The organism is Bacteroidales bacterium, from assembly GCA_014860585.1.
Lineage (GTDB): Bacteria > Bacteroidota > Bacteroidia > Bacteroidales > 4484-276 > RZYY01.
On sequence record JACZJL010000109.1, the window covers coordinates 1 to 11,883 of the forward strand.

General features: G+C 44.1%; 9 protein-coding genes. 2 read left to right on the forward strand and 7 right to left on the reverse strand.

The genetic code is table 11. From position 1 onward, the window contains the following. On the reverse strand, window positions 1-975 hold a 975-nt coding region (locus tag IH598_11630), incomplete at its 3' end, for a hypothetical protein (GenBank protein MBE0639161.1). 247 nt (window positions 976-1,222) lie between these two features. On the opposite strand from IH598_11630, the gene IH598_11635 reads away from it, so the two are divergent. After that, window positions 1,223-1,384, forward strand: a complete 162-nt coding sequence (locus IH598_11635; GenBank protein MBE0639162.1) for a hypothetical protein — start codon at window positions 1,223-1,225, stop codon at window positions 1,382-1,384. A gap of 1 nt (window position 1,385) precedes the next feature. Here the strand turns inward: IH598_11635 and IH598_11640 are convergent, their stop codons facing one another. From IH598_11640 to pruA, 6 genes are all read right to left on the reverse strand, one after another. Next, a complete protein-coding gene (locus IH598_11640; GenBank protein ID MBE0639163.1) occupies window positions 1,386-2,372 on the reverse strand; it encodes a glycerol-3-phosphate dehydrogenase in 987 nt (328 codons plus the stop codon). After that, window positions 2,365-3,897: an oligosaccharide flippase family protein gene (locus tag IH598_11645; protein ID MBE0639164.1), complete on the reverse strand. Its 1,533-nt coding sequence runs from the start codon at window positions 3,895-3,897 to the stop codon at window positions 2,365-2,367. The genes IH598_11640 and IH598_11645 overlap by 8 nt, the downstream gene beginning before the upstream one ends. Further along, window positions 3,890-4,849, reverse strand: a complete 960-nt coding sequence (locus tag IH598_11650) for a YihY/virulence factor BrkB family protein (GenBank protein MBE0639165.1) — start codon at window positions 4,847-4,849, stop codon at window positions 3,890-3,892. The genes IH598_11645 and IH598_11650 overlap by 8 nt, the downstream gene beginning before the upstream one ends. An 18-nt stretch (window positions 4,850-4,867) precedes the next feature. Then, window positions 4,868-5,704, reverse strand: a complete 837-nt coding sequence (gene nadC / locus IH598_11655) for a carboxylating nicotinate-nucleotide diphosphorylase (GenBank protein ID MBE0639166.1) — start codon at window positions 5,702-5,704, stop codon at window positions 4,868-4,870. Window positions 5,705-5,792: 88 nt separating this feature from the next. Further along, window positions 5,793-8,246, reverse strand: a complete 2,454-nt coding sequence (locus IH598_11660) for a glycoside hydrolase family 31 protein (protein MBE0639167.1) — start codon at window positions 8,244-8,246, stop codon at window positions 5,793-5,795. Between the two features lie 289 nt (window positions 8,247-8,535). Further along, window positions 8,536-10,164 carry an L-glutamate gamma-semialdehyde dehydrogenase gene (gene pruA, locus IH598_11665; protein MBE0639168.1) on the reverse strand — a complete coding sequence of 543 codons (1,629 nt, stop codon included), beginning with the start codon at window positions 10,162-10,164 and terminating at the stop codon, window positions 8,536-8,538. Window positions 10,165-10,517: 353 nt separating this feature from the next. Between pruA and IH598_11670 the strand changes: the two genes are divergently transcribed. After that, window positions 10,518-11,876: an alpha-glucosidase C-terminal domain-containing protein gene (locus tag IH598_11670; protein ID MBE0639169.1), complete on the forward strand. Its 1,359-nt coding sequence runs from the start codon at window positions 10,518-10,520 to the stop codon at window positions 11,874-11,876. The last annotated feature ends 7 nt before the right edge of the window (window positions 11,877-11,883 follow it).

The following is an 11,883-nucleotide window of genomic DNA, read 5'->3' on the forward strand; positions in this document are numbered from 1 at the left end:
CCACGCACCATTCAAATATCCAAACAAACCAAGGTAACTTTCATATTCCCTTTTGATATAAAGCGATTCAATGGTAAAGTTATTTCCATCGTAAGCACCGGAGAACGGATTGATTTCGCTACCAATAGGCTCCCATCCCAGCCCGTTAAACCAGGTTTCGGTTTCTGTGGCATCAATATCAGCAGTTTGAAGGAAGAATTTACCACTAAAGGTATTGCCGGCGTTGGTTTCAACAGATAACCAATAAAGATTTTCAAGACTTGCAATCAGGTAAGGATCTTCCTGGGTTCCTGTTCCTTCAGGTGGTATTGGGGTAGGATCATCAAGCGTGGCCGGTGCCGGGCAGCAAGGCGCAGAAACCGTACCCGCCTCAAAAGGATAAGCCGTAAGGCAAAGTTCAGCAGGTCCGGATAACACATCTGTATCATCCGTATTAACTTCATTGGAAAAAACCGGTGAAGATGTATTGGGTTGTGTGGCAGCAAACGGATCATGTTTGCCCTGGTTGTCACCCTGTATTGTAACAGGGTTTGTGCAAATAAGCATCACCGGCAGAAGAAGCAGAGCGGCGATTAACATCCGAAAGTGAGATTGTTTTTTCATAAGGCTTTTTTTTAAGTGTGAGAAAGATACTACATTTTGGATAAGGCTTTTACCTGCAACGTCAAAAATTCCGAGGTGTGTGTTTCCCGGGGATTGGCAAAAAAAATCTATCGTACTTGCGTTGCCCATCGGGTTCGGGAAAACGGTGATCTGATGCTTTCCGGCTTCAGTTTCGATGGTTGCAACGCTGGGGTTGAGATGAAGGGTATCTTGCCCACAAATTTGCAACGAATCGTTTCTTGTGAGGTTGATAACCCAAACTGAGTCAACAATTGAACTAAAGCCTGAACCAGTGAAACTGATCAGGTAATCTTGTCCGTAGGACTGCAACAAGACGATTACCATGAATAGAATGAAAGTAAATTTCTTCATTTTAAAAGAGGTTAGGTTATTACATCATTTTCTTTGGTAATGTGGAAAACATGAAAACACCAACAGGCAAAGCTCACTGCAGATTCATTTATTTTTTAATAATTTTGGAAAAACAACTGATTCGAAAGATACTAAAAAAAAAAGCAATACACATACATTTAATGCAAATAAAAATTACATCGATTGGGAAAGGTTTAATGAAAAACATTTCTAATGAATCTAACAAAAGGTTGTCAATACCAGGAGAGTGCATGAAATGAACAGCATCCATGAGGAATGGGATGGAAAAATAAACGGCAGCAATGCTTCTGAAGGGGTTTATTTCTGGACCTGCGACTACCAGACCCTGGACAGAACGGGAAAAATTGTGAATCGCTCACAGCAGGGAAGCGTGACGATGCTGAGGTAAACTACCCCTGATGATTCAACAGCTTATTGACAAAGGAGGTGATGTCATAACTGCCGTTAAATACCTGGTGCAACTCGCTGAGGATCGGGTATTCATCAGGCTCAACTCCCTTCTCCTGCAATTCCCTGTAAAAAATATTCACAGCAATTCGTCCTTCCAGCACTACCTTTTCGGAAATATTATCGGTGAAAAACCCTTTTCCAATGAGCAAACCCAGTGTGCGGTTGCGACTTAGATCATTCAGCGAAGTCAGGGCAAAATCGCCAATACCGCAATAGTTAAATAGGGTTTTCTTTTTGCCGCCAAAAAGCAGCAGGATATGCCGCATCTCACTCAGTGCTTTCGTGAAAATCATAAATTTGAGGTTGGGCGATTCAAACTGGGCATCTACCACACCGATGGCGATGGCGTAAATGTTTTTTAAAATGCTCAGCATCTCAACCCCCCGGATGTCAGCCGAAAAATCAATATAAACGGAAGTATTTCTAAAAACCTCCTGAAAGACACTGAAAAGCGCCCCCTCATCAGCGCCAAGTGTAAAAGAAGTCGGCTGGTTATTAATGATCTCCCTGGCAAACGAAGGCCCTTTCAGCGCACAAACAGGGTTGGGCAATTGTTCCTTGAGCGATTCAACAATGGTTTGATGCTGGTTACCAAATCCTTTGGCAAGATTTACAATGATGGAGTGGGGATGAATGTTCTGGTTAGTCAAAAAATCAACGACCACAACCGATGGAATGGCCACAAAGACGATGGCTTCATGTTGCAAAAGCGAAAAATCTGTAGCAGCCTTTAACCGGTTTTCCAGCAGAATGTTGGGGAAATATTTTTTATTGATATGCACGGAGTTAATGGTATCGACGACCTCTTTCTCGATGGTGATCAGCGTGACATCCAGCTCCGGCTTCCTGGTGAGTACATTGCCCAATGCGGTGGCTATGGCCCCTGCGCCGAGAAAATAGATCTTTTTTTGTTGTTGATTATTCATTTTTATCTTCCGTGTTTAATGGATTGACTGTGCCAAAGTGTTTAAGATGATCAGCCCAACGTGCGGGATTCCTCCATTTTAACCAGGCGCCTCTCAAACTGTTTAGTTCAACGGGTTCGTAAAACTTAATTGCAAATAAAAGGAGTGGAAAGATGAGGAGTAACATCGTTTTTACCCCAATTCCTGTCCAGAAACCAAGTGATGCCGTCAACGATGCAACAAAGTAAATTGCAACCCCGGAAAGCAGTAATTTTAAAATTCGTGCAAACTCATAATTTATCGGGTAATACCGCTGCGAATAAATATAAAACATGATGGTCATCATTAGGTTAGCCAACACCGATGCCACTGCAGCGCCCTGGATGCCAAACATAGGGATCATCAATAAATTGATGCCGATATTAAACACTGCCACAATCAAAACAATCACAATGGTGTATTTGGTTTTTTTCACATAATGCAACCCCATCGAAATCACGCTGTTCAGGCCCCTGAAGATCACTGCGAGGCAAAGCATGGGAATTACGTTGTAAGCCAGCAGGTATTCATCGTTGGATGCAGCAAAAACAGCAATCACCTCTTTTGCGTAAAAAATCAGAATCAATGCAAGGCCTGTCATGGCATAGGTGAAATAGGTCGTCACCCGGGCAAAGTAGCGGCGGGCTTCAGGTTGGTCGAAAATTTTGTAGGCCAATGGGGCAAAACCCAGCAGAAAGGACTGAACCATAAAGAGGTGGATGACGCTGGCCACTTTATAACCTACTGAATAGATCCCCACTTGGGAATAATCGAGGAAATATTTGATCAGGTACCGATCGCTCAATGCCAGCGCCATGGTAGCTACCGTAGATAAAACCAGCGGAATGCTGAATAGGCTGAGCTCTTTCAACATGGTCATATTGAAAGAAAACCTCATATTTTTCAGTAAAAACGGGAAAGTGCCCATTGTCACCAGTACGTTGCCAAGTAACTGACTCAGAATGATTCCTTTTACTCCCATTTTTAAAATCACGATAAAATAAATGTTAAGCAGAAGGATAGTCACAAATTTGAGGATAACCAGCGAGATGAACAGCAACGATTTTTCTTTCAGCCTGAAAAGTTCAAATGGGACGCGGTTAATCGCTTCCAGCGCCACCCAAAGCCATAAAATCAGGAAATAATCGGAAAAATTACCATGGTCAAAAAAGAGGTTGGAAAACCAGGAATTGAAAGGATAAAAAGCGACGTTGACGATCACAGCGAGCGTCAGTGTAGCGGCAAAAGTCGTAAATACGATCATTTTGCGCCGGTCTTCATTTTGCTCTGCGGCAAACCAACGCATCATTCCGGCAGTAAGACCGAGGCTCACGATGGTAGTAAAAAACTGGCTGGTTACCTCCAGAATTGAAAAGATACCGTATTCAGCCGTGGTCAGGTGAGTGGTGTATAAAGGCAATAAAATAAGCCCGATGATCTTTGTGCTAAGATTGCCAAGGCTATAGATGGCCGTGTGCTTCACGGTATTTCTCAGGTGATCAAGCATCGTTGAATTGCTTTTGGGCTGTTTTGATGCTTACATTCAACTCAAAACCAATCAGCAGAATGATGGAATTGAAATAAACCCATAACAGAAACACCAACAATGTCCCGATCGAACCATAGAGTGCGTTGTAGCGGTTAAAATTCTCGATGTAAAAGTTAAAAGCATAAGTTGTAAGCAACATCAGGGCTGAGGTAAAAATGGCGCCGGTGGAGAAAAACTTGTATTCCTTCTTTTTGGCCGGGGCATAATAATAAAGGAAAGAAATGGAAAACAGGAAAAGGGAGATAATCAACAACCACCTTGCAATCTGGATGAGGATGATAGTAAAATTGTTGGTTAAAAATCCCTGGATGACAAAAAAGCTAAGAACCCTTCCTCCAATCACAAATAGTGAAATAGCCAGTATCACAAGTACCGAGAGTAAAATCACCAGGAAAAGGCTCACCAGTCGTTGTTGGATGAACGACCTGGTTTCCGTAACATGGATGGAGGAATTGAACCCTTCGATGATGGAGTTGATGCCGTTGGTGGAGAAATAAAGCGCAAGGATGAAACCCAGTGAAAGCAGGTCGCTGCGGGGCTGTGTAATGATGTCTTCAAGTGTGGATGAAACATATATCCAGAGCGAGGAGGGAATGACATCTTCGAGGAAACGAAGCAATTCTTCCTGAAAACCGGTGATCGGGACAAATGGAATAATGGTGAAAAAAAACAACACAGTAGGAAAAAGTGCCAGGAAAAAATCGAAAGAAATGGAGGATGCCCGCAATGTCAACCTGCCCTCAAAAAGTCCCTTGAAGAAGAAAATGAGCACATTTAAGAGCGGAAGTCCTTTGTTTCCCGGTAAAACAATCTTTTTCAGCGACTTAATAATGAATGCCAGCCCATCGCGCAGCGACTGAATGTTCTTTTTTCCAAGCAGGGCAAGATATTTATTATTCGGATCAAGCAAAGTAAAGAAGTTTAATGGTTAAAAATCAGCTTTTAAACTCATGTCCAGACTCTTTATCTGGTGCGTCAATGCACCGGAGGAGATAAAATCAACGCCGGTTTCGGCATATTGCCGGATGTTGTCGATGGTAATTTTACCGGAAGCCTCTGTTTCATAACGACCTGCAATCCTATCAACGGCTTCTTTCAGGTCGGCAAGGTTGAAATTATCGAGCATAATCCTGTCAACACCCCCGGTCTCGAGTACCTGCCCGAGTTCATCAAAATTTCTGACCTCAATTTCAATTTTCAGATGTATTGATTTCTCCCTGAAATAATGATGAACGGCATCAATTGCCGCCTTGATGCCACCCGAAAAATCGACATGATTGTCCTTGATCATGATCATATCGTAAAGTCCCATCCTATGGTTGTATCCGCCGCCGGTTCTTACTGCCATTTTCTCCAGTTCACGAAGGTTAGGTGTGGTTTTTCTTGTGTCGAGCAGCCGTGTATTCAGACCTGCCAGTTGGTTGACCATCAAACGGGTGGATGTGGCAATACCGCTGAGCCGTTGCATAAAATTCAGGGCAAGCCGCTCACCAGAGAGTATAGAAATCACTTTACCGGAAACAGAAAAAGCGACATCTCCGTTTTGTACCGACTTTCCATCTTCCATGAAAGAATTAAATTGCAGATCGGGGTCAATGGCTTTGAAAACTTTTTCAGCAATACCAATCCCACAGATCACGCCCTCTTGCTTAACAAGAAGATTGGCTGTACCGGAGGCTGAGATGGGAATTGTTGCCAGGGAGGTGTGATCTCCGGCGCCAATATCTTCCGCCAAAGCATGCTTTATGATTTCATCAATTGTCATCTGAAAAATTTATTTGCAAAAGTAGACAAACCAAACAACACAATCCATATTAGCATCCTGATTGCCGGCAAATTTGCGAAGTAAGACATTACCAGGTAATAACCATTCTTTCACTATCGTTCGGAAAGATAATTGTAGGGCAGGTGATAGTAGACGGATCCCCGTCCGGCGGCTGTTCCGATGCTTTCCGGAAATTCATTGTCATGGGGTAAATTTTTCGTGGCTTTCCATCAAATTTCACAATATCACCCAGGTTGTCAAAGCCATGAAAAACTAACCGGATGTTGTTGAATTTACTTTGATAACTACCTTCGGTTTTTTTGAATTCGACTTCATTGATTCCAGGTTTGTAGATCATTTGCCGTAGGTGATAATTTCCGCTTTCGAAAGCATAGGTTACACCGTCATCTTCATAATATTCCCATGCAAGATCAGTTGTTTGATTGCTTTTGTACAAGTGGATAATGAGTGTATCAGAGGGTTGCTCGCTGGTATGTTGCACCGGCGATTGCATGGGAATCATGCTTCCGGCCGCAACAAAAACCGGCAGTTTGTCAAGCGGACAATCGGTGAAAATTTCCTGTTTTCCGTCAAATTTCTGATCAGTGTAGAAATCATACCATTCGCCCTCCGGAAGATAGGCTTTGGTGATTTCTTTTGTGCTTTCGACAGGGATAACCAACAGGGAAGGGCCAAAAAGGAACTGGTGTTCGTAGGCAGTTGAATAAATCTTTTCATCGGAAGCATAATTGATGGCTAAACTCCGGTTCATGGGCATTCCGTTGAGGGTTGATTCGCGCATTGAGGTATAAACATAGGGCAACAGGTTGTACCGGAGTTGGATGTAGTTACGGGCAACGTTCTCGGTAAACTCGCCAAACACCCATGGTTCCTGACTTATCGAGTTGTAAGTTGTGTGTCCTCTGAAAAATGGAGTGAATGCGCCGATTTGTATCCAGCGTGCGAACAGGTCAGGCGTGCAGTTCCCACCAAATCCTCCTACGTCTGAACCTGTGAACGAAAGTCCGGACAAGCCCAGGCTGCTAACGAGCTTAACACCCACCATCATGTGATGGTCGGTGGCCTGGTTATCGCCGGTCCAGAGGATCGTGTAACGTTGCATCCCTGCAAAACCGGCACGGGTAATGTTCATCGGCCGGCGCCCGTTGAGCAGCTTTTTCGTACCTTCAAAGGTAGCTCGCGCCATCTGCATTCCATACATATTCTTGGCCTGGCGGTAGGTGGTTTTGTTCCCGTTCCAGTCGAATTCGATCAGATTGGGAACCTGTTGACCCCAGGTGGCAATCTCATTCATATCGTTCCAAAATCCTTCAATACCATCCTCAACATAGCCTTTAAACTTTTCGCCCCACCATTTTCTTCCTTTCTCGCTGGTGTAGTCGGGAAAATGACACCAACCCGGCCACACTTGTGCCGTCCAGTCAGTTCCGTCGGGGTATTTCACAAACAGATTTTGCGCCACACCTTCATCATAAGCCTTGTATCCCTTTTCCACTTTAATCCCCGGATCAACAATCACCGCAGTTCTGAAATTTATCGCTTTCAAATCGTTCAACAACTTTGCCGGTTGAGGAAATTCTACCGGGTTCCATGTAAAAATCTTGTAATTGTCCATGTAATGAATGTCAAGGTAAATGACATCGGCAGGGATTTTCTTCTCACGGAAAGTTTGAGCAATGCGCAACACCTCCGTATCAGGGGTGTAGCTCCACCGGCATTGCTGGTAGCCCAACGACCAGAGCGGCGGCATCTCCATACGGCCGGTCAGCCAGGTATAGGATTTCAGGATGTCGGCTATATTTTTATGATAAATGAAATAGTAGTCCATTTCGCCGTCATCAGCCGAAAAATAGGAAAAGCGGTTGTTTGATGCGCCAAAGTTGAAGATAGTTTTGTGGGTATTGTCAAGGTAAATTCCATAATTTAACCCGTTGTGAACTCCAATATAAAAAGGGATTGAAGCGTAGAGCGGGTCTGAGTTTCCGTCATAATGCGGGTTGTCGGTGTTCCAATGCTCGTAAGCTTCTCCCCGGCGATTGAGACTGCCGGTTTTTTCGCCAAGCCCGATGAATTTTTCACCCTCCTGCATCACTTTATAGGTCGTCACTTCCGTGCCAATCCATGAAGTGCCGAACTTTGGATCATCCTCACTGATTACCCTTCCATCTTTGGTTTTAAAAGTGAACCTCACCGGTTTTTTGGTCATGTGCAGCTCCAGAGAATCAGTGGTAATAAAGAATCCGTTGTTGTCCTCGCCATAGTCAAAGTTACCCCGGATCGGAGATCCAACCACCGAAAAAGAAAAATCCGGAATGAACGTTTTGGCAATTCGGATTCGAATTATATTTTGAGAAAAAATGGTAACAATGGCCGAACCATTGGTGGTTTTGATCGTAAATGTTTGGTTAGCCGGGTTTCGCTCCAATTTCGTGAAATCGCCGAGGCTGTTGTTTAAGTTGTTTTGTGTCATTGCTGAAATGCTGAAAAAGGAAAGGAAAAAAGCTAAAACTCTTGTTTTCATGGATAATAAAATATGTTGAAGAATTCGATTTGCCTGCAAATGTACCGGTTTTCTGCAAAGTCTCATGCAATTTTTTGCACAAAGAGCAGTGTTGAATTGACATTACGACCCCCTGAATAAATAAGAGAAAGGCTACGCTAACTTTAGCAAAATGATCACTTCGTCCGATCTTTTACTCTGAATTCAACAATGGGGTGGAAACAACAAAGGGTTTGTTAAACAGCCTGATATTTTACCCAAATATTTTAAACACGAAAACACCCTGTATTTGGTTTTCAACGACTTCTTTTTATTCTTCTTCCATAAACGGATAGCGATAGTCAGTCGGGGCGTCGAACGTCTCTTTAATTGATCTTGGAGAAACCCAGCGTAAAAGATTGAGGTAGGAACCTGATTTATCATTGGTACCTGAGGCTCTTGCTCCACCGAATGGCTGCTGCCCAACGACCGCCCCGGTGGGCTTGTCGTTGATGTAGAAGTTTCCGGCAGCATTTTCCAGCATCTTTGTGGCTGTTTCGATGGCGTAGCGATCGTGAGCGAAGATGGACCCGGTTAATGCGTAGGGTGAGGTTTTGTTCACCAGATCAAGCGTTTCTTCAAACTTCGCGCCGTCGTAAACATAAACAGTGAGCACCGGTCCGAAAATCTCCTCCTGCATGGTCACATAATGTGGATCCTCAGTGCGGAGCACGGTAGGTTCGATAAAATATCCAACAGATTTATCGTAGTTGCCACCAGCCACCACTTCAAGTCCGTCGCTTTTGGCCCGGGCGATGTAACCGGTTATTTTGTTAAATGCGGGCTCGTCAATCACTGCGTTGATAAAATTCCGGAAGTCCTCCACAGTTCCCATTCTGAAAGATTTGAGGTCGGCAACTAAAAGCCTTTTCACTTCCGGCCACAACGACTGGGGAATATAAGCGCGCGAGGCTGCCGAGCATTTTTGCCCCTGGTACTCAAAAGCACCGCGTGATAAGGCTGTAGCTACCTGTGCAGGGTTGGCCGTATGGTGCACCATCACAAAGTCTTTGCCCCCTGTTTCGCCAACGATTTTGGGATAAGTATTGTGAATCATCACATTATCTCCAATCGCTTTCCACACTTTTTTAAACACCTCTGTGGAGCCGGTAAAATGTACTCCCACGAAATCGGGATGCTCCGACATCACTTTCCCACCCACCGGACCGTTCACGTTTACCATATTAATTACCCCATCGGGCAAACCGGCTTCCCTGAAAATTTCCATCAGGACGGCTGCTGAGTAAATCTGCGTGGCTGCTGGCTTCCATACTACCACATTACCCATGATGGCCGGAGATGAGGGAAGGTTCCCTGCAATGGAGGTGAAATTAAACGGTGTCATAGCATACACAAATCCTTCAAGCGGCCGGTACTCCATACGGTTCCAGACACCCTTCGAGGAGTTGGGCTGCTGTTTGTAAATCTCAGTCATGTACTGCACATTAAAGCGGAAAAAGTCAGCCATTTCACAGGCAGCGTCAATTTCGGCCTGGTAAATATTCTTTGACTGACCGAGCATGGTGGCTGCATTGATCTTTGCCCGGTACTTTCCGGCTACAAGGTCGGCTGCTTTAAGGAAAATGCTGGCCTTGTGCTGCCAGGGAAGCGCCTGCCACTTCTTTCGGGCAGCCAGCGCAGCATCAATGGATTGAATAACATGTTCGCGTTCGCCCTGGTAATAATATCCAAGCAGATGGCTGATCTCATGTGGCGCCCTGATCTCTCTTTTGTCCATAGTTCTCACCTCTTCACCACCTATAAACATAGGAATGTCAACTACTTTCGATTTCATTTCTTTCAGCATTGCTTTAACCTTCACTCTTTCGCTGCTGCCTGGAGCATAATTCAATACCGGTTCGTTGAATGCTTTGGGTACTTCAAAAAATCCATGTGGCATAATTTTGCTATTTATTTGATTTATAATTAATTACTAAACAATTTCAAAAGAAGGTAATCAACTGCAAAATTAGATCATTTGATCTAGCAAGAAAGCTTCAAATGACCCCGATGTTCATAAAATTAGTTAAAGCAGGGGATTTAGGGTTGTTTAAAGAGGGTAGGGGAGCGACGGTTTGCAAATCTCCGTTCATTTGTAAATGGCAATGATTCACTTCTCTCTATCTACAAGTTATTGACTCAAAGTGGATGGAATTGCCAAATACTTTTATTTTTGCAGGTAAATTCTTATTTTATCATCATCGAATTCATCGCATAATCGAAATAAATAATTGATAATCAAAACATTTTGACATGAAAAAAATGATCTATGCTCTCCTGGCATTCAGCTTAATCATCTCAGGCTGCGGGCAGACTACAAGCAATAAAGTTAAAGCACCAGTAAGTAAAGTAACACACCCGGAATGGTCCCAAAACGCCAACATCTACGAAGTCAACCTGCGCCAGTACACCGAAGAAGGCACCCTTGGCAGCTTCATCAAACATATGCCCCGGTTAAGAAATATGGGGGTCGATATTCTCTGGTTCATGCCGATTCATCCGATCGGTGAACTGAACCGCAAAGGCACACTGGGAAGCTATTACTCAGTACAGGATTACAAACAGGTGAATACTGAATTTGGCAGTATTGAAGAGTTTCAGATGGTAGTAAAACTTGCCCATGAATTGGGGATGTATGTCATTATCGACTGGGTCGCCAACCACACCGCATGGGATCATGACTGGGTGACCCGCCACCCCGACTGGTACGCGAAAAACGAAAAAGGGGAAATGTTTTACCCGGCTGACTGGAAAGATGTGGTACAATTGGATTATAACAACATGGAGATGCGCGATGCGATGATCGACGCACTCAAATTCTGGATCACCGAAGCTGATATTGACGGCTATCGTTGCGATGTGGCATCCATGGTTCCCACTGATTTTTGGGAAAATGCACGCATGGAACTCGACAAAATAAAGCCGGTGTTTTTGCTCGCTGAAGCGGATAAGGAAGAATTGCTGATGAATGCTTTCGACATGGATTATGGTTGGAAACTTCACCACATCGCCAATGAGATTGCTCAGGGAAAAGCCAATGCCAACGATTTACAAAGGTATTTTGATGATCTCGACATTACATTCCCTCAGGGCGCTTACCGCATGAACTTTACCTCCAACCATGACGAAAATACCTGGAAAGGCACTGAATTTGAACGACTGGGAGATGCCGCTCAAACATTCTTTGTTTTGATGGCCACCGTCCCCGGAATGCCTCTGATTTACACCGGTCAGGAGGCAGCAATGGACAAAAGACTCAATTTCTTTGAAAAAGATGTGGTAGATTGGAAGGATATACCACTACTACAATTCTACCGGACTTTGCTCAACCTGAAGAAGAGAAGCCAGGCGCTCTGGAATGGCAACGCAGGTGGTCCAATCAAACGTATTTACACTCACCAGGATGAATCGGTGTATGCTTATACACGTTCCAAAGAAAACAACACGATATGTGTAATTCTAAATCTGTCTGGCAAAGAAACCTCATTCCAACTGCAGGGCGAAGGATATGAAGCCATATACAAAAACGTATTTTCCGGAGAAGCTCAACCCATCTCCAAAGAGCAACAATTGACCCTTGCTCCCTGGGAATACCTGGTATTAGAGAAATAAACTTCTG